Source organism: Arthrobacter zhaoguopingii (assembly GCF_009828605.1).
Classification (GTDB): Bacteria; Actinomycetota; Actinomycetes; order Actinomycetales; family Micrococcaceae; genus Arthrobacter_D; species Arthrobacter_D zhaoguopingii.
Genome location: NZ_WIAE01000009.1, coordinates 58,216 through 77,277, shown reverse-complemented (window position 1 = coordinate 77,277; position 19,062 = coordinate 58,216). Strand labels below are relative to the sequence as shown.

Sequence of the window (19,062 nt, the reverse complement as noted above, 5' to 3'; positions counted from 1 at the left end):
CGGAACGGCGGGCCTAGAATGGTCGAGTGGTTTCAACAGCAGCGTCCCGTGAGTCCTTCGTCCACCTTCACAATCACACCGAGTACTCGATGCTCGACGGGGCCGCGAAGCTGACCGACCTCTTCAGCCACACCGAAGAGCTCGGCATGAATGCGCTGGCCACCACCGACCACGGGTTCGTGTTCGGGGCCTTCGACTTCTGGAGCAAAGCCCGCAGCGCCGGCATCAAGCCGATCATCGGGGTGGAGGCGTACCTGACCCCGGGCACCGCCCGCTCCGACCGCACCCGCGTCCAGTGGGGCGGGGGAGGCCGCGACGACGTCTCGGGCGCCGGCGCCTACACCCACATGACCCTCTGGTCGGAGTCCACCGAGGGCATGCACAACCTGTTCCGGATGTCCTCGCTGGCCTCCCTCGAGGGCTACCTCTACAAACCCCGCATGGACCGGGACCTGCTGCAGACCTACGGCAAGGGCCTGATCGCCAGCACCGGCTGCCCCTCGGGCGAGGTGCAGACCAAGCTGCGGCTGGGGCTCTACCAGGAGGCGAAGCAGGCGGCGTCGGATTTCCGGGACATCTTCGGCGCCGAAAACTACTTCTGCGAGCTGATGGACCATGGGCTCGACATCGAACGCAATGTCCAGGCCGACCTGATCAAGCTCGCCCGGGAACTGGGCCTGCCGCTGGTCGCCACCAACGACCTCCACTACACCCACGCCGAGGACTCCAAGGCCCACGCGGCCCTGCTGTGCGTCCAGTCCGGCTCCACCCTGGCGGACCCCAAGCGCTTCAAGTTCGACGCCGACGAGTTCTACCTCAAGTCGCCCGCCGAGATGCGGGCCATCTTCCGCGACTACCCCGAGGCCTGCGACAACACGCTGCTCATCGCCGAGCGCTGCGACGTCGAATTCAACACCAAGGCCAACTACATGCCCCGGTTCCCGGTGCCCGAGGGGGAGAACGAGCAGTCCTGGTTCGTCAAGGAGGTCGAGACCGGCCTGGCCTACCGCTACCCCGCCGGCGTGCCCGACGATGTGCGCAAGCAGGCCGAGTTCGAGGTCGGCGTCATCACCCAGATGGGCTTCCCCGGGTACTTCCTCGTGGTGGCCGACTTCATCAACTGGGCCAAGAACAACGGCATCCGGGTCGGCCCGGGCCGCGGTTCCGGCGCCGGCTCCATGGTGGCCTACGCCATGCGCATCACCGACCTCGACCCGCTCAAGCACGGCCTGATCTTCGAGCGGTTCCTGAACCCCGAGCGCGTCTCCATGCCCGACTTCGACGTCGACTTCGATGATCGGCGCCGCTCCGAGGTGATCCGCTACGTCACCGAAAAGTACGGCGACGAGCGCGTCGCCATGATCGTCACCTACGGCACCATCAAGGCCAAGCAGGCCCTGAAGGACTCCTCGCGCGTGATGGGCTACCCGTTCTCCACGGGGGAGCGCCTTACCAAGGCCATGCCGCCGGACGTCATGGGCAAGGGCCTGGCCCTGGCCGACGTGCACAACAAGGACGCCAAGCGCTACTCCGAGGCCGACGAGCTGCGTGAACTGCTCAAGACCGACCCCGACTCCGCCAAGGTGTTCGAGACGGCGCTCGGCCTCGAGGGGCTGAAGCGCCAGTGGGGCGTCCACGCCGCCGGCGTCATCATGTCCTCGGACCCGCTGATCGACATCATCCCGATCATGCGCCGCGACCAGGACGGCCAGATCATCACCCAGTTCGACTACCCCACCTGCGAGGGGCTCGGACTGATCAAGATGGACTTTCTGGGGCTGCGGAACCTCACCATCATCACCGACGCCGTGGAGAACATCACCGCGAACCAGGGCATCGACCTGGTGCTCGAGGACCTCGAGCTCGACGACAAGGCCTCCTACGAGCTGCTGGCCCGCGGCGACACCCTGGGCGTGTTCCAGCTCGACGGCGGGCCCATGCGCTCCCTGCTCAAGCTCATGCGCCCCGACAACTTCGAAGACATTTCCGCGGTGCTGGCGCTCTACCGCCCCGGGCCGATGGGCGTGAACTCCCACACGAACTACGCCCTGCGCAAGAACGGGCTCCAGGAGATCGAGCCGATCCACCCCGAGCTCGAAGGCCCGCTCGAGGAGATCCTGGGCGGCACCTACGGCCTGATCGTCTACCAGGAGCAGGTGATGTCCGCGGCCCAGAAGCTGGCGAACTTCACCCTCGGCCAGGCGGACATGCTCCGGCGCGCCATGGGCAAGAAGAAGAAGTCGGAGCTGGACAAGCAGCAGGCCGACTTCTTCGCCGGTATGAAGGAAAACGGCTACTCCCAGGCCGCCATGGACAAGCTGTGGACCGTCCTCGAATCCTTCTCGGACTACGCGTTCAACAAGGCCCACACCGCCGCGTACGGGCTGATCTCCTACTGGACGGCCTACCTCAAGGCCCACTACCCGGCTGAATACATGGCCGCCCTGCTCACCAGCGTCGGCGACGACAAGGACAAGCTGGCCATCTACCTCAACGAGTGCCGCCGGATGGGCATCACCGTCCTGCCGCCGGACGTCAACGAGTCGAGCGTGAACTTCACCCCGGTCGGCAAGGACATCCGCTTCGGCATGGGCGCCATCCGCAACGTCGGCGCGAACGTCGTCGGGGCGATGGTCACCGCCCGCGAGGAGAAGGGCGACTTCACCTCCTTCAGCGACTTCCTGCAGAAGGTCCCCGCCGTCGTCTGCAACAAGCGCACCATCGAATCCCTGATCAAGGCAGGGGCCTTCGACTCGCTCAAGCACCCCCGCCGGGCGCTGGCGATGATCCATGAGGAGGCCGTCGACTCGGTCATCGTGCTCAAGCGCAACGAGGCCGCGAACCAGTTCGACCTGTTCAGCGCCTTCGACGACCCGGGCGCCGGCAGCAGCCTCTCGGTCGAGGTGCCGGACCTGCCCGAATGGGAGAAGAAGGACAAGCTCTCCTTCGAACGCGACATGCTGGGCCTCTACGTCTCGGACCACCCGCTCCAGGGCCTCGAGGGGATCCTCAGCCAGCACGCCGACCTGACGATTCCCTCGGTGATCAGCGACGAGGGCCCGGCAGACGGCGCCATCGTCACCATCGCGGGCATGATCACCTCACTGCAGCGGCGGATCGCCAAGAACAGCGGCAACGCCTACGCCCGCGCGGAGGTAGAGGACCTCGCCGGATCGATGGAGGTCATGTTCTTCGGGCAGGTGTACGGGCCGATCTCGGGGGTGCTCGCCGAGGACCTCATCGTCGTGGTGCGCGGCCGGCTGCAGCGCCGGGACGACGGCGCGGTGATGCTCAACGCGCAGGAACTCTCGGTGCCCGACCTCAGCGAGGGCCACTCCGGGCCCGTCGTCATCTCCATGGCCCAGCACAAGGCCACCGAGGCGGCGGTGACGGCCCTGGGCGAGGTGCTGCGCACCCATCCGGGCACCAGCGAGGTGCAGATCCGGCTCAACGGCAACCGCAAGGTCGAGGTGATGAAGCTCGGCGTGGACCTGCGGGTGAACCCCACCCCGTCGCTGTTCGGCGACCTGAAGGTGCTGCTCGGCCCCGCCTGCCTTGACGCGTGAGACTGCCTTGACGCGTGAGACTGCCGGGCGCGTGGGACTGCCGGGCGCGTGGGACTGCCGGGCGCGTGGGACTGCCGGGCGCGTGGGACTGCCGGGCGCGTGGGACTGCCGGGCGCGTGGGACTGCCGGGCGCGTGGGACTGCCGGGCGCGTGGCACTGCCGGGCGCGTGAGACTTCAGGCTGCACTCCTCGGCTGATGCCTCAGATGATGTAGTCGGTGGGCGCGGCATAGCCGCCCCCGTGGTACAGCAGCGGCGCGCCGTCGGCCCCGGTGCCCCCCTCGGTCACCTCGGCGACGACCACCGCATTGTTCTCGAAGGACAGCCTCAGAGTGATGCGCCCGATCAGCCAGCCGGCCACCCCGTGCAGCAGCGGGACCCCGTGGGAGCCGGGGCTCCAGTGGTCCCCGCCGAAGCGGTCCGAGGTGCGGGCGAACCGGTCCGCGAGGGCCTGGTTGTTCAGGCCCAGCATGTGAACGCCAACGTAGCTGGTGTTGGCGACCGCGGGCCAGGAGGAGGATCCCCGCGACATATTGAAGGTGAAACGGGCCGGGTCGGCCGACAGGGACGCCACGGACGTGGCGGTGAACCCGAAGGGCCTGCCCTGGTACGACGCGGTAATGATGGCTACCCCGGCCGCGTGGCGCCGGAAAACTCCGCGGAATGCCGATCCCGGGCCCGGATCGGCGGCGGCAGGACTGTCCTTCACCAGGTTTCCCTCCATGGCTCCTCCTTCAACGATCGCGATCCGCACCCCGCGTGCGGGGGCGGCCGCCGGCGGCTCCGGCAATCCCTCAACCCTAGGCGAGCCGGGCGGCGGGGGCGTGCTTTTGTTAATGTAGAAGTCATGCACCCCTCCCGCCCGCACGACGCCGGCTCCTACCCGCCCCCGGTGTACGCCCCGGCCCCGAACCGCGCGGCGGCCCCTCCCGTGGGCCTGCTGTGGTGGGCGGGCTCGACGGCGGTGCTCGGTATCGTCCTGGGCGTGTTCTGGTGGCTCGGCGCCCCGGGCGGAATCCTCTACGGTGACGGACGCCTCCCCGGCACCTGGCTGCTGCGCGACCTGTCCCTCGCGGGGCTTGAACTCGTGGCGGGCGTGGCCGTGGGAACGGTGCTGGCGCGGCGCCTCGGGCGGCCCGGCGGGCTGAGGCGCCTCCTCGCCGCGGTCGGCGGCTCAATCCTCGGGTCCCTGCTCGCCGTCCTGATCGGCACCGCGCTCGGCGCCTGGATCGGCCCGCACGGCAGTCCCGAGATCCCCGGGTCGGGCTTCGGGCTGCACTCGCCGGGCGCCGCCGCCATCTGGCCGGCGGCCGCAGCCCTCATTGTGTTCGCCGCCGCCCTGTTCGACTGGCTGCGGCGCGGCCGTCCCTGACCGCGGGCCGGTGTCCCGGGCGCCGGTAGACTAATCGAGTGGAAAATCCAGCTGCCGCCCCGGCCCGCGAGGGCTTCCGAACCATCGACCTCAGGGGTCTCTCCCTCAGCCGGCGTGAGCTGAAGCGCGTACTGCCCCGGCCGCTGGTGGGGGAGCATCCGCCCGAAGAGGCGGTCGGCCGGATCCTCGAGGACGTGCGGAACCGGGGCCTGCCGGCCCTGAGGGAACTCGCCCGCCGCTTCGACGGCGTCGAGCAGGACCACCCCCGGGTGCCCGCCGGTGTCCTGCGCAGCGCCCTGGAGAACCTCGATCCGCAGGTCCGTGAGGCCCTGGACGAGGCGATCACCCGCGCCCGCTTGTTCGCCGCGGCGCAGGTGCCGGCCGAGGTGGAGGTTCGACCCGCCCCGGGGGCGCGGCTCGTGTCCCGGTGGGTTCCCGTCGACCGGGTGGGCCTCTACGTGCCCGGCGGCCTGGCGGTCTACCCCTCGTCGGTGGTGATGAACGTCGTTCCCGCGCAGGCGGCCGGCGTCGCCTCGATCGCCCTCGCCTCCCCGCCGCAGAAGGAGGAGGGTGGCTGGCCGCACCCGGTCATCCTGGCGGCGGCGGCCCTGCTGGGAATCACCGAGGTGTATGCGATTGGCGGCGCCCAGGCGGTGGCCGCCTTCGCCTACGGCCTCGAGGAGGCCGACGGCCACCCCTCCCTTGAGCCGGTCGACGTCGTCACCGGGCCCGGGAACGTCTTCGTTGCCACGGCCAAACGGCTCGTCCGCGGCGTCGTCGGCATCGACTCGGAGGCGGGCACCACCGAGATCGCGGTGCTGGCCGACGCCGGCGCCGACCCCGTCCTCGTCGCCGCGGACCTGGTCAGCCAGGCCGAGCACGACCCGCAGGCCGCCTCGGTGCTCATTACGGATGCCCCCGCCCTCGCCGACGCGGTGCGCATCGAACTCGGCCGGCAGGCGGACGCCACCCGGCACCGCGAACGGGTCCTCACGGCCCTGTCCGGCCCGCAGTCGGGGGTGATCCTGGTCGACGACCTCGACTCCGGCCTTGAGGTCTGCAACGCCTACGCCGCCGAGCACCTCGAGATCCACACCGCCGACGCCGCGGCCGCCGCCGCCCGGGTCCGCAATGCGGGCGCGGTCTTCGTCGGGCCGTACAGCCCTGTAAGCCTTGGCGACTACTGCGCCGGCTCCAACCACGTCCTGCCCACCGGGGGGACCGCCTCCTTCGCATCCGGGCTCAACACGACAACCTTCCTGCGGGCGCAGCAGGTGGTGGAGTACTCACGGGATGCGCTTTCGGAGGTCAGCGCGCCCATCCTGGCGCTGTCCGAGGCGGAGAACCTGCCCGCCCACGGCGACGCCGTCCGGGCGCGCTTCCCCGGCAATAACCACTAGATGTGGTAATTGCACGCTTGTAGTTTCCCTACATCTGGTTCTACACTTGAACCATTCGGAGCGCCCAGCGGTCCGGTACCCGCCCATCCGGCCCGAGCGGAGACAGGAGTACGCAGTGCACTGCCCCTACTGCCGCAACTCCGACTCGCGGGTCGTTGACAGCCGGCTGGCCGACGACGGTTCGGCGATCCGCCGGCGCCGGCAGTGCCACGCCTGCGGGCGCAGGTTCACCACGGTGGAGACGACGAGCCTCAGCGTCATCAAGCGCTCGGGTGCGGGTGAGCCCTTCAGCCGCGGCAAGGTGATCAACGGTGTGCGGAAGGCCTGCCAGGGCCGGCCCGTGACCGAGGACGACCTCGCCCTCCTGGCCCAGGAAGTCGAAGAATCAGTGCGCGCCAGCGGCGTCGCCGAGATCGACGCCCACGAAGTTGGACTGGCGATCCTCGGCCCCCTGCGGAAGCTCGACCAGATCGCCTACCTGCGCTTCGCCAGCGTGTACCAGGGCTTTGAATCCCTTGAGGACTTCGAAGAGGCGATCGCCACCCTTCGGCTGCAGTCATCCGAGAACGCGAAGGTACCCTCGGGGGCGCAGCGGCCCCTGTCCGCGCAATAGGTGCGCCTTGAGACCCCGGTGGTGGCGGCGGAGGGGAAGCCGGCGCCACCACCGGTACCACGTTCCACCGGATCGAATGTCCGGCTCTTCCCTCGGTCAACGCACAAAAGACCCGTGCCCTCCGGTGCTGCCGGAAGGCACGGGTCTTTTTCGTGCGCTGCCCGTCCCTGGGCCGCTTGGTGCGTGGGCTACTTGGTGCTTGAGGGGGACAGCAGAAGCGCCGCCTGCAGCGCCCCGCCGACAATGCCCGCCTGGTTCTTCAACTGGGCCGGGACGATTCGGGTGCGCAGGTTCAGTGAGGGAAGGTATTCGGCGCTGCGTTTGGAGATCCCGCCGCCGACGATGAACAGTTCGGGGGAGAAGAGGAACTCGACGTGGGAGAAGTACCGCTGGAGCCGCACCGCGTACTCGTCCCAGTCGATCCCGTCCCGCTCACGTGCCACCGCCGACGCCTTGGACTCGGCGTCGTGCCCGTCGATCTCGAGGTGCCCCAGTTCAGCGTTGGGCACAAGCTGCCCGTTAAAGATGAACGCGGAACCGATGCCGGTGCCCAGGGTGATCACCAGGACCGTCCCGGCGACGCCCTTGCCGGCGCCGTAGCGGACCTCGGCCAGGCCGGCGGCGTCGGCGTCGTTGATGACGTGGACGCTCCGCCCGAGCACCCGCGTGAAGAGGGCGTCGACGTCGGTGTCGACCCAGCTCTTGTCGACATTCGCCGCCGAGCGGGCGACGCCGTGCTGAATGATGGCCGGGAAGGTCACACCCACCGGCACATCGGCGGCCGGACCGCCCGGCCGCGAGGAGAGCTCAGTGACGATTTCGGCAACGACGCCGGCGACCGCCTCCGGGGTGGCGGGCTGGGGGGTCGGAATCCGGTAGCGCTCACCGACGATTTCGCCCTTGGCCAGGTCGACAATGCCGCCCTTGATTCCGGTGCCGCCGATATCGACACCGATGACGGTGGCCGGCAGCTTCCGGCCGGGCTTCTTCTTGTCGACGTCCTTGGGCATGATTCTCCAGGTGATATTCGTGGCCGGGTGGGCGGTTCGCCCGTCCCGGGCCGTTTCGAGGGGGTGGTCGGTGTTCCCTGACCGCCGGTCAGCGGGTCAGGGCAGGGTGAGGATCTCGGCGCCGGTGTCGGTGACGACCAGGGTGTGTTCGAACTGCGCGGTGCGTTTGGCGTCGCGGGTCACCACGGTCCAGTCGTCGGCCCACATGTCCCACTCGATGGTGCCAAGGGTCAGCATCGGTTCGATGGTGAACACCATTCCGGTTTCAATCACCCGGTTGTACGCGGGGGCGGCGTCGTAGTGCGGGATGATCAGGCCGGTGTGGAACGCCTCGCCCACGCCGTGGCCGGTGAAGTCGCGCACCACGCCGTAGCCGAAGCGGCGGGCGTAGGACTCGATGGCGCGGCCGATCACATTGATCTCCCGGCCTGGGGCGACGGCCCGGATGGCGCGGCTCAGCGCCTCCTTCGTCCGCTCCACCAGCAGCCGGGATTCCTCGTCGACGTCGCCGACGAGGAAGGTGGAGTTCGTGTCGCCGTGGACGCCGTCGAGGTAGGCGGTGATGTCGATGTTGAGGATGTCCCCGTCCTGGAGGACGGTGCTGTCCGGGATGCCGTGGCAGATCACCTCATTGACTGAGGAGCAGATCGATTTGGGGAAGCCGCGGTAGCCGAGCGTCGACGGGTAGGCGCCGTGGTCGATGAGGAATTCGTGGCCGATCCGGTCGAGGGCGTCGGTCGTGACGCCGGGCTGGGCGTGGCGCCCCACCTCCTCGACGGCCTGGGCGGCCAGCCTGCCGGCCTTGCGGATTTTCTCGATGGTTTCGGCGGTCTTCACCTCGGAGCCGGTGAAGGGCGCCGGGGCCTTGCGGCCGACGTATTCGGGGCGGGCGATTCCGGACGGGACGGGGAGCCGGGGACTGACCATGCCGCGCTGGAGCGTGCCAACGGGTGCGGTGCCAGGATTGTGGGGCATACCCTTGATCTTATAGGCGGCGGGGTTCAGAGCTGAAAGCGCCGCCCAGAAGGCCGCGGACGGCTGCCGGAAGGCCGGCACCGGAGGCGGCCGCCATCGACGACGCAGGAGGAGAAGACGATGCCGCAGTACTGGTTCAATGTTCGGACCCATGAGGTCGAGGTTGACGCGCAGTCCGACTGGAAGCAGCTCATCGGTCCCTACGAGACCCGCGCGGAGGCCGAGCGGGCCCTTGAGAAGGTCCAGCAGCGCAACAAGGCGTGGGACGCCGAGGACGAGGACTGAACGCCCGCGCCCCGGCTAGAAGGAGTGCTCCGGGCCGGGGAAGCTTCCGCTGCGGACCTCTTCGGCGTAACGGGTGGCGGCATCGGCCAGCACCGAGCGGACCTCGGCGAACTGCTTGACAAACTTCGGCTGCTTCCCGCCGCGCAGGCCGGCCATGTCCTGCCAGACGAGCACCTGGCCCGTCGTCGAGGCGCCGGCACCGATGCCGATGGTCGGCACCTGCACCGCGGCATCCACCTTCGCCGCGACCTCGGCCGGCACCATCTCCATGAGGACGCAGAATGCACCCGCCGCCTCGAGGGCCAGGGCATCGTCAATGACCCTCCGGCCGGTGTCCCCACGGCCCTGCACCCGGTAGCCGCCGAGGGCGTGTTCGCTCTGCGGGGTGAAGCCGACATGCGCCATCACCGGGATCCCGGCCCGCACCAGCGCGCGCACGGTGTCGGCGAACTGCGCGCCGCCTTCAAGCTTCACCGCATGTGCCCCGCCCTCCTTCAGGAGCCGCACCGAGGACTCAACGGCCCGGGCGGTCGAAACCTCGTAGCTGCCGAAGGGGAGATCGGCAACGATGAGCGGACGGCGTGCCGCACTGCTCACGGCACGGGTGAACAGCACCATCTCATTGAGCGTGATGGGCAGGGTCGTGGCGTGCCCCAGCACGTTGTTGGCGGCGGAGTCGCCTACCAGGAGCACCTCGATGCCGGCCTCGTCGAAGATCTGCGCCGTGTACTGGTCGTAGGCCGTCAGCATGGCGAAGCGCCGGCCCTCCGCCTTGGCCTGCTGCAGGTGGTGGGTTCGAATCCTGGCCGGGCGCGGGGCCGGGCGGGGTTCTTCCGGGGTGGAAGCTCCGGTGCCGTACGGGGCGGGCATTTCGGCGGAAGTCATGGTTCCGAGCCTACTTCACGGCCCCGGGCTTCCCTGAGCCGCGCCCCCGCCGCCCGGTAACCGGCCTGTAACTTCGCCGCGCCATACTGGGCAGGCACCGGCGGACGCGATTCCGGCGTCCGGGTCAGTAGAGTATGGAGAGATTCCGGCTCAGCCGGCCAACCGGCGCGGGCAGGGAACGGCTCGGCGCAGCGCAGACGCGGCAGGAAAGAGGGTAGGAATGAACCGGCAGCAGGAATTCGTACTGCGGACGATCGAGGAGCGTGACGTCCGTTTCGTCCGGCTGTGGTTCACCGACGTCGTCGGCTCGCTCAAGTCCGTCGCCCTGGCCCCGGCCGAGGTGGAGGGGGCCTTCGAGGAGGGCCTCGGGTTTGACGGCTCCTCCATCGAGGGCCTGGCCCGGGTCTTCGAATCCGACATGCTCGCCCAGCCGGACCCGTCGACGTTCCAGATCCTGCCCTGGCGTGGGGACAAGGAGCAGACCTCACGGATGTTCTGCGACATCCTTACCCCGGACGGACAGCCGTCGGCCGCCGATCCGCGCAGCGTGCTGAAGCGGACCCTCGCCAAGGCCGCGGACATGGGCTTCACCTGCTACACGCACCCCGAGATCGAGTTCTACCTGCTGAAGTCCGCCGAACTCGGCACCGACGGCCGCCCGGTGCCCGTGGACCAGGCCGGCTACTTCGACCACGTGCCCGGCGGCGTCGCCCAGGACTTCCGGCGGACCGCCGTCGCCATGCTCGAGTCGGTGGGCATCAGCGTCGAGTTCAGCCACCACGAGGGCGGGCCGGGGCAGAACGAGATCGACCTGCGCTACGCCGACGCGCTGCAGACCGCCGACAACATCATGACTTTCCGGACCGTCATCAAGGAGGTGGCGCTCACCCAGGACAGCTACGCGACGTTCATGCCCAAGCCGTTCTCCGACCACCCCGGCTCGGGCATGCACACACACTTCTCGCTCTTCGAGGGTGACTCGAACGCGTTCTTCGAAGCGGGCGCCGAGTTCCAGCTCTCCAAGACCGCCCGCCAGTTCATCGCCGGCATCCTGCGGCACGCCCCCGAGTTCACCGCGGTGACCAACCAGTTCGTGAATTCGTACAAGCGGCTCTGGGGCGGGGGCGAGGCGCCCAGCTACATCTCCTGGGGCCACAACAACCGCTCGGCGCTGGTGCGCATCCCCCTGTACAAGCCGAACAAGGGCCAGTCCGCCCGGATCGAATACCGGGGCATCGACTCCGCCGCGAACCCCTACCTCGCCTACGCCGTCCTGCTCGGCGCCGGGCTGAAGGGCGTCGAGGAGGGCTACGAACTGCCCCTGGGAGCCGAGGACGACGTCTGGAGCCTCACCGCCGCAGAGCGGCGCGCCATGGGCCACGATCCGCTGCCGGCGAGCCTCCACGATGCGGTCCGCGCCATGGAGGACTCCGAACTCGTCGCCGAGATCCTCGGCGAGCAGGTCTTCGAGAATTTCCTGCGCAACAAGCGCGCCGAATGGCACGACTACCGTATCGAGGTCACCCCCTATGAGCTGCGCCGCAACCTGGGCATCCTGTAACGGCACCTGCCGGGCCGCTGGTGCCCGATGAGCCTGGCGGGACGGCTCATCAGCGCCGGTTTCACCGACCTCGAGAAAAGCACGCGGTTCCTCGAGGCCCCCGAACTGGCCGGCATTGACGCGGAGCTGCTCTTCGCCGCCCTGGGCCACGCCGCCAGCCCGGACCTCGCCCTCCAGTCGTACGTGCGCCTGCTGGCCGTCGAACCGGCAGTGGCGGACCTGTTCACGCGGGAACCGGACCGGGCCACGGCGCTCTTCCGCCTCCTCGGTGCCTCCGAGGCGCTGGGGGAGTTCCTCATGCGCCACCCCGCGCACCTCGACGCGGTCCGGCCCCCGGCTCGGGCGGCACCCGCCGTGGCTCCCGAGCAGCTCCGCGCCTCCCTGCTGGCCGCGGTCGACGCCGACCCGGCGGTGGAGAACCCCGTCGCCGGGAAGACCGGGACGGGCGCCCACCAGTGCCTGCGCGCGGCGTACCGCCGCCACCTGACCGAACTGGCGGTGCGCGACCTCTCCCATCCCTCTCCCGTCGACTACCTGCCCACCGCGGCCCGCGAACTGGCGGATCTGGCCGCGGCCGCGCTCGAGGCCTCCCTCGCCGTGGCCCGTGCGGACCTCGCCGAAAGCTATTCCGCCGACGACATCGCCGCCGTCCGGCTCGCCGTCATCGGGATGGGCAAGTGCGGAGCGAGGGAACTGAACTACATCTCCGACGTCGATGTCATCTACGTGATCGACGCCCCGTCCCTCGACGAGGCCCTCGCGAGCCGCATCGGCACCGCCCTGGCCACCGGCATCTCCCGCGGGGTCTACTCCCCGGGGCCCGAACCGGCGCTCTGGGAGGTCGACGCCAACCTCCGGCCGGAGGGCCGCGACGGTCCGCTGGTGCGCACCCTCGAATCGCACCTGACCTACTACTCCCGGTGGGCCTCCACCTGGGAGTTCCAGGCGCTGCTCAAGGCGCGGGCGGTGGCCGGGGACCCGGAGCTGGGGCGCCGCTACGAGGAGGCGGTGGCACCGCTGGTGTGGACCTCGTCGGAGCGGGAGGGCTTCGTGGAGTCCGTCCGGGCGATGCGCCGGCGGGTCACCGAGAACATCCCGCGGCACGAGGGGCCGAAACAGCTCAAGCTCGGCAGCGGCGGGCTGCGCGACGTCGAGTTCACCGTGCAGCTGCTGCAGCTGGTGCACGGGCGGGCCGATGAAAGCCTGAGGGTCAGGGACACCGTCTCGGCGATCGCGGCCCTCAGCGCCGCCGGGTACATCGGCCGGGCCGACGCCGCTGACCTCGACTACGCCTACCGGTACCTGCGCCTCCTTGAGCACCGCATCCAGCTGACGCAGCTGCGCCGCACCCACCTGATGCCCGACGGCGACGCCGCCCGGCACGCGCTGGCGCGCTCCACCGAGGGTGCGATGGTCGGCGTGCGCCCCACCGCACGAAGCATGGTCGAGAAGTGGCAGCGGACCCGCCGGCTGGTGGAGCGCCTCCACGAGAGCATCTTCTACCGGCCGCTGCTCAACACCGCGGCGAACCTCAGCCTCGAAGACGCCAAGCTCACCCCGGAGGCGGCCCAGGCGCGGCTGGCGGCCCTTGGCTACTCCGACCCGAAAGGCGCGATGCGCCACATCGAGGCCCTCACCGGCGGCATCCGGCGCCGGGCTGTGCTGCAGCGTCAGCTCCTGCCGATCCTGCTGGCGTGGTTCGCCGACGGAGTTGACCCCGACGCCGGGCTGCTGGGCTTCCGCCGCCTCAGCGAGTCGCTGGGGGAGAGCCACTGGTACCTCGGGATGCTGCGGGACTCGAAGGCCGCGGCGGAACGGCTGTGCAACGTGCTCTCTTCGAGCAGGTTCATCACCGACCTGCTCGAAGTCTCGCCGGAATCGACGAAGTGGCTGGGCTCGGACCCCGAGCTGGTCCCCGACACCTTCGAGTCGCAGTGGCAGGAAATCCGGTCGAAGATGTCGCGACACCCGCAGCCCCAGGACGCGATGCGGCTGATCCGCCTCATCCGCCGCCGGGAACTGCTCCGCATCGCCATCGCCGACAGCGCCGGGCTCCTCACACAGCCCGCGGTGGGAAACGCGCTCGCCGACGCCGACCGGGCCGCCGTGCTCGGCGCCCTCCACGTTGCGGAGAATTCCATCCATGCGTCCGAGCCCCGCATCACCGACGTCGTCGTGATCGCCATGGGACGTCAGGGCGGCCGGGAGATCACCTACGGCTCCGACGCCGATGTGCTCTACGTCCACCGGCCGCTGCCCGGAGCCGATCCGGCCGCCGCCCAGCGGCAGGCGGAGAAGGTCGTGTCACAGCTGGCCGCCAACCTCACCCAGCCGTCCAAGCCGCCGGTTCGAGCGGAGCGGGTCCTTGAGATCGACGCCGCCCTGCGTCCGGAGGGCAGGCAGGGGCCGATGGTGCGCTCCCTTGACTCATTCCGCGAGTACTACAAGCGGTGGTCACTGATCTGGGAGGCCCAGGCGCTGCTGAGGGCCCGGCCAATGGCGGGCAGCGACGCCCTGGCGGCCGCCTTCCTCGAGCTCATCGACCCGATCCGCTACCCGTCTTCACTGTCGGAGACCGACGAGCGGGAGATCCGCCGGATCAAGGCACGGATGGAGGCCGAACGCCTCCCGCGCGGGGCCGACCCCTCCCGGCACCTCAAGCTGGGCCGGGGCGCCCTCAGCGACGTCGAATGGCTGATCCAGCTGCTGCAGCTCCGCCACGCCGCCCGGGTGCCCGAACTGCGCAGCGCCTCCACGCTTGAGGCGATGGACGCCGTGGAGGCCGCCGGGCTGCTGCCGGCCGCCGAAGTGGAAACCCTGCGGCGCAGCTGGCTGCTGGCCAGCAGGCTCCGTGCGGCCAACGTCATCTGGAGCGGGCGCAGCTCCGACCTGCTGCCCTCCTCCCGACGCGACCTCGAGGCGGTGGCCCGCTGGTGCGGCTACGGGCCCGGAAAGGGCGCAGAGCTGGAGGAGGACTATCTCCGTCTGACCCGCCGGAGCCGGGCCATCTTCGAGCGCAACTTCTACGGAACCTGACGTTCCGCCCTGCTTCTGCTGGTCCGTCCGGAGGCGCCGGCAGCTACTCCCATCCGCGGGCCCGGCTGCCTGTAGGACCACGCCCCTCGGCACTCGGTGCTCAAGGCAATTACCTGTTTCGTGTCCATGCGCTACCCGACCCTTCCAAGTCGGGCCCGGTTTCGTTGCCGCGAATTGATCAGTAGCCTTACGGTCGGGGCATCCCGCACGCGCGGGTGCGCCCCGACCAGAGAGTTCATTATGCGTTTTTCTTCATTGGTAGCCGCGACGACGCTTGGACTCGTCGTCGCACTGGCACCAGCCGGACCCGTCCTCGCCGGGCCCGCCGAACGGCAGGCCAACTGCACTGCGCTGGGCGGAACGCTGAGCGGAAGCGGCAACAATCAGACCTGCACCGTCACCACGGTGGTCGTTAGCCCCGATGTTCCGTCGGGCACCGCGACGACCACCTTCAGCGAGGACCGCCCGGTGGGCGATCCGGTCACCGTGGACACCTCCCGGCCGGTGCGCCAGCCGAACCCCACTATGTCCACTGAGGAACGCGATACCGGCGAGGCAACCGTCGTCCGCACCGAGCGCGCCGGCACCCCCGTCGTCACCGAGGAGGAGCGCGATGCCGGTGAGGACACCAGTGAGGACGTCGTCGTCGCCGGCGCCCCGACGTCCACCACCCGCACCGAACGCGGCACGACCACGACCACCGAGCAGCCGACGACCACCAACTGCCGCAGGGTCAATGACGAGCGGTCGGCAAAGCCCGTCGAGAAGTGCGACCGCGCCGTCCTGACCACCAGGACGACACCCACCACGGTCGTCACCACGACGACCACCCCCCAGGAGCGGGTCACCACCACCACGCAGCCACGGGAGACGCTGGTCACCACGACCACGCCGGTCACCGAGGTGTTCACCACCACGCAGCCGCGGGAGTCGTGCACCACCACGACCTTCCAGACGCAGATCGCGACGGCGACCACGCAGCAGACCGAGCGCACGGCGACCACCACCCAGCCGACGACACGCACGACGACCACGACGAAGACCGCATTCAACTTCCCGCGCGGCACCGACATACCTACCCCCACCGGCACTCCGGCGATATCGACCTCCTCTGCCGCGGGTGACTCAATCATCACCACGGCGGACGTCCCGGGTACTCCGGTCGTCACCACCGGAACCCGGCCCGGCGAGCCGGAATCGGACGTTGTCTGCACACCGACCGCTCCGGTGATCACCAGAGCCGACGGTGACACGAGGGAGGACGTGGAGACGGCGACGGTCCCCGCGGAGCCCACCGTCACGGTGACCCGTGAGGAGATTGATCCTCTCGTTGTCGAGACCGAGGCTCCGGGTGCTCCGATCGTCACAACCGACACCCGCACCACCGGCCAGACCTGCTACAAGAATCCCGCGACGGCCGAACAGCGGCGCAACCGCTGCTGAACCGTTCGGTGCGTATGAACGCTGCCGCCCACCGTTCCCGGTGGGCGGCAGCGTTTTTATGGGGGCACTGGTTGCTTCCCGGCAGCTGGGCCGGTCCACCGGATCCGAAGTGGAGGGCTCAGCCTGCGCGGCTGGCCTCGAGATCGGCCGCCAGGGCCGGGGCGAGGGAGCGCATGTAGGTGGAGGTCACATGGTTATCGTCGTAGTACACGTTTGCTCCGCCAATGGAGGCGTAGCACCGCCCGTCCGGGCAGAAATGGTCCGACAGGTCAAGGACCTTGATCCGGTCCGATCGCGCCGCCTTCGCGGCTTCGGCGAGGGGATCGGCGGGAAGCGCGTCAGCGCCGTCGTTGGAACAGGCGCGCGGCGCGGTGGGGTTCTGCGCCAGGCACTCGGCGGTGGTACGTTCGATGGTCAGGGGCGTGTCGCGCAGGACGAACACCTCGATGCCTGCCTCGGCCCAGGGCAGGGCCCGGCGGGCGAATCCGTCGCGGTACTGCTCGGGCTGTGAGCGGCCGCTTCCGTCGTCGATTTTCTCCACCACGCCGAAGGAGGAGACGAAGACGAGTTCGGGTTTCTCGGCCGTGATCCGCTCGGAGACGGCGCCGCTCCACTTCAGGCACTTCTTCCGGTACGCCTCGCTGGTGGTCGGCTTGCCCTTGAACGCCACCCGGGGCACGTCGACGACCGGGCAACCGTCCACGACGCTCTTCTTGACCATCCAGCGGTTCTGCCGGGCAAGTTCGAAGATTGCCGCCTGCCATTGCTCGGCGTGGGAATCCCCAACCAGCCATACGGTGGCTGCCGGATCGGCTCCGCTGGCGAAGTCGCATTCGATCAGCCGGTTCGCCTTCTTGATCCAGAGGGGGTCGGCGGCCCGCCCGCATTCGGGAGGGGAGGTGTCGTAGGATTCGGCGGCGGTCACTACCTCCGTGGCGGGCGGCCCAAGGGGATCCGGGCAGAGCCGGTCGGGCTGGAGGCCGCCGGCGCCGAAGCAGGCGCTCCGCGACGCATCCTTGAGGACGGCGCTGTGGTTACGCTCGGCGCTGTCGACGCTGATGATCATTGCAGCGGCCACCGCGGTGACCACGGCCATCGAAGCGGCCGTTGCGGAGAGGACCCGGCCGAATGAAGCACCGGCCAAGAGGACCGAGCGCCCCGGATCCTCAATCAGGGACTTGGTGAGCGCGGCCAGGGCCACCGCAACGGCGAGCAGCAGCACCTCGTCACCGAGAGCGGGGTCACGGTTCAGGATGCTGGGAGCCAGGACGATCAGCGGCCAGTGCCACAGGTAGAGGGAGTAGGAGATGTCTCCGATGAACTGGGCCGGCGGTGCCGCCAGGAGCGTATTCGGGGAACACCTGGGGTGGTGCGGCCCCGACACCAGGACGAGCAGGGTGCCGACCACGGGCACGAGCGCGGCCGCGCCGGGGAAGGGAGTTTCGTCGTTGAAACTGACCGCGGCGAACAGGATCAGGCCGAGTCCGGCCCACTGAGCGGCTCCGCTCACCAGCAACCCTGCCCCGGCGCGGGAGCGGGGGAGCGTAAGGACGGTCGCGATGAGTCCGCCGGCGGCAAATTCCCAGACCCTTGTCTGTGTCACGAAGTAGGCTTCGCTGGGGCTGGTGTAGGTCAGGTGAATGCAGACGAACAGGGAGAGCACCCCGGCGGCGGCCAGGCCACCGCGGACCACCTGAACGGAGGGGAGCCTCCACCGGGAGGCGAGCAGGAAGAGCCCCAGCAGGAACAGCGGCCAGACGAGGTAGAACTGTTCCTCGACCGACAGCGACCAGTAGTGCTGGACGGTCGAGGGCGCCGCGTTGTCCGCCGAGTAGTCAAGGGACTTGTCAGCAAGGACCCAGTTCTCGATATAGACGGTCGCGGCGATGGTCTCCCAGGCGAGGGAGGCCCATCGCGGGAAGGGCAGGAAGGCCCACGCCGCGGCGAGGGAAACCAGGGCCACGGTGAGCGCGGCGGGCAACAGACGCTTGATGCGGCGGAGGTAAAAGACCCCAAGCCGGACGCCGCCGGTGCGACCGAGCTCTGAGAGCAGGTGCTTCGTCATCAGGAAGCCCGAGATGACGAAAAACACGTCCACTCCGACATATCCACCGGGCAGCCATGCAGGCCAGAGATGGGCGATCACCACGAGCAGCACCGCGATGGCCCGGAGGCCCTGCACATCCTTGCGGACCTCTTTGGCCGGCGTACTGGCGCGGCGTGGAGGCGTCATCGTGCGCACGGCGTTGCTCATTCTCTGACACCTCGATCCGTCGAACTGTTCGTTTTTCGGCGCTCGGGAAATTATAAGGGTGCTGAGGATTTTCCCCAATTAGGTGACGCTGGACATTCACCGTCCAGCCGACGGGCACCGGCCCATTTTTTCATCGGCGAACCGCGCGGTGGCGACCCAGTTTTTGGTGGCGGTCCCGGCCGCGCTGTGTCAGGGCGCCGCTTCAGTGCGGGAATCTTGTGTCGCGGTGCTGCGCTGATCCCGGCCTGTCCGCGCCCGTGTGCCATCGTGCTGGTGCCGCCGCGCGCATGTGTCCTGCGTGCTTGGGTGTGCGTGTCCGTGTCCGGTGCGGGGGCTCGCGCCCGGTAGTCCGGGGGCCGGCCCGCTTCGCCGTCTACCCGGCGGGCGGACCGGGGCTGCGGCGCGGTGACGGAGTCAGATCTGGATGGTCTTTGAGACCCTGCATTTGTTGCTGCCGGGTGCGACCCGCTCCGCGCGGAGGCCCTGAAGGACCTCCTCATCGGTCAGGGTGTGGCCGTCGGCAGCGGCGAGCGTCTGGATCTGCGCTGCCCCCACCGCGAAGACCTTGCTGTCCTCAACCTCAGCACCGGGATCCAGTTCAACTTCGACCTCATAAGTTTTCTCCATGGTCGATTGTTGCGCCGAACCGGAAGTTTGAACAGG

At 69.2% G+C, this 19,062-nt stretch carries 14 protein-coding genes; 8 read left to right on the top strand and 6 right to left on the bottom strand.

What is annotated here, in order from left to right; genetic code table 11:
* Positions 1 to 26 precede the first annotated feature (26 nt).
* Entirely contained in the window at positions 27 to 3,566 is a 3,540-nt protein-coding gene (gene dnaE / locus GVV77_RS12905) for a DNA polymerase III subunit alpha (protein WP_281350593.1), read from the top strand.
* Between the two features lie 201 nt (positions 3,567 to 3,767).
* On the opposite strand, the gene GVV77_RS12900 is transcribed toward dnaE, so the two are convergent.
* Positions 3,768 to 4,289, bottom strand: a complete 522-nt coding sequence (locus GVV77_RS12900) for a flavin reductase family protein (RefSeq protein ID WP_159618989.1) — start codon at positions 4,287 to 4,289, stop codon at positions 3,768 to 3,770.
* Between the two features lie 123 nt (positions 4,290 to 4,412).
* Between GVV77_RS12900 and GVV77_RS12895 the strand changes: the two genes are divergently transcribed.
* The 3 genes from GVV77_RS12895 to nrdR all read left to right on the top strand — a co-directional run bounded on the left by GVV77_RS12895 (position 4,413) and on the right by nrdR (position 6,950).
* The gene (locus tag GVV77_RS12895) at positions 4,413 to 4,937 is read left to right on the top strand and encodes a hypothetical protein (RefSeq protein ID WP_159618987.1); all 525 of its coding nucleotides are present in this window, start codon (positions 4,413 to 4,415) and stop codon (positions 4,935 to 4,937) included.
* A gap of 38 nt (positions 4,938 to 4,975) precedes the next feature.
* On the top strand, positions 4,976 to 6,337 hold the full coding sequence (hisD, locus tag GVV77_RS12890) for a histidinol dehydrogenase (protein WP_159618985.1): 1,362 nt from the start codon (positions 4,976 to 4,978) through the stop codon (positions 6,335 to 6,337).
* A gap of 115 nt (positions 6,338 to 6,452) precedes the next feature.
* Positions 6,453 to 6,950: a transcriptional regulator NrdR gene (gene nrdR / locus GVV77_RS12885; protein WP_159618983.1), complete on the top strand. Its 498-nt coding sequence runs from the start codon at positions 6,453 to 6,455 to the stop codon at positions 6,948 to 6,950.
* A 188-nt stretch (positions 6,951 to 7,138) separates the two neighbouring features.
* Here the strand turns inward: nrdR and ppgK are convergent, their stop codons facing one another.
* Both ppgK and map read right to left on the bottom strand, forming a co-directional pair.
* Positions 7,139 to 7,960, bottom strand: coding sequence for a polyphosphate--glucose phosphotransferase (gene ppgK / locus GVV77_RS12880; protein WP_159618981.1), 822 nt, complete (start codon positions 7,958 to 7,960; stop codon positions 7,139 to 7,141).
* A 96-nt stretch (positions 7,961 to 8,056) separates the two neighbouring features.
* The gene (map, locus tag GVV77_RS12875) at positions 8,057 to 8,935 is read right to left on the bottom strand and encodes a type I methionyl aminopeptidase (RefSeq protein WP_159618979.1); all 879 of its coding nucleotides are present in this window, start codon (positions 8,933 to 8,935) and stop codon (positions 8,057 to 8,059) included.
* A gap of 120 nt (positions 8,936 to 9,055) precedes the next feature.
* Between map and GVV77_RS12870 the strand changes: the two genes are divergently transcribed.
* The gene (locus GVV77_RS12870) at positions 9,056 to 9,220 is read left to right on the top strand and encodes an SPOR domain-containing protein (protein WP_133404849.1); all 165 of its coding nucleotides are present in this window, start codon (positions 9,056 to 9,058) and stop codon (positions 9,218 to 9,220) included.
* Between the two features lie 15 nt (positions 9,221 to 9,235).
* Here GVV77_RS12870 and panB read toward each other — a convergent pair whose 3' ends face one another.
* Positions 9,236 to 10,105, bottom strand: coding sequence for a 3-methyl-2-oxobutanoate hydroxymethyltransferase (panB, locus tag GVV77_RS12865; RefSeq protein WP_159618977.1), 870 nt, complete (start codon positions 10,103 to 10,105; stop codon positions 9,236 to 9,238).
* A 220-nt stretch (positions 10,106 to 10,325) separates the two neighbouring features.
* Here panB and glnA point away from each other — a divergent pair, with 220 nt between their 5' ends.
* The 3 genes from glnA (at position 10,326) to GVV77_RS12850 (ending at position 16,145) form a co-directional block, all read left to right on the top strand.
* The gene (gene glnA, locus GVV77_RS12860; RefSeq protein ID WP_159618975.1) at positions 10,326 to 11,666 is read left to right on the top strand and encodes a type I glutamate--ammonia ligase; all 1,341 of its coding nucleotides are present in this window, start codon (positions 10,326 to 10,328) and stop codon (positions 11,664 to 11,666) included.
* Between the two features lie 27 nt (positions 11,667 to 11,693).
* On the top strand, positions 11,694 to 14,702 hold the full coding sequence (locus tag GVV77_RS12855; RefSeq protein ID WP_159618973.1) for a bifunctional [glutamine synthetase] adenylyltransferase/[glutamine synthetase]-adenylyl-L-tyrosine phosphorylase: 3,009 nt from the start codon (positions 11,694 to 11,696) through the stop codon (positions 14,700 to 14,702).
* Positions 14,703 to 14,942: 240 nt separating this feature from the next.
* Positions 14,943 to 16,145, top strand: a complete 1,203-nt coding sequence (locus GVV77_RS12850) for a hypothetical protein (protein ID WP_159618971.1) — start codon at positions 14,943 to 14,945, stop codon at positions 16,143 to 16,145.
* Between the two features lie 118 nt (positions 16,146 to 16,263).
* Here the strand turns inward: GVV77_RS12850 and GVV77_RS12845 are convergent, their stop codons facing one another.
* Both GVV77_RS12845 and GVV77_RS12840 read right to left on the bottom strand, forming a co-directional pair.
* Positions 16,264 to 18,399, bottom strand: coding sequence for an acyltransferase family protein (locus GVV77_RS12845; protein ID WP_159618969.1), 2,136 nt, complete (start codon positions 18,397 to 18,399; stop codon positions 16,264 to 16,266).
* A 414-nt stretch (positions 18,400 to 18,813) separates the two neighbouring features.
* Positions 18,814 to 19,026 (bottom strand): hypothetical protein, encoded by a 213-nt coding sequence (locus GVV77_RS12840; protein ID WP_159618967.1) that lies wholly within the window; start codon positions 19,024 to 19,026, stop codon positions 18,814 to 18,816.
* Between the last annotated feature and the right edge of the window lie 36 nt (positions 19,027 to 19,062).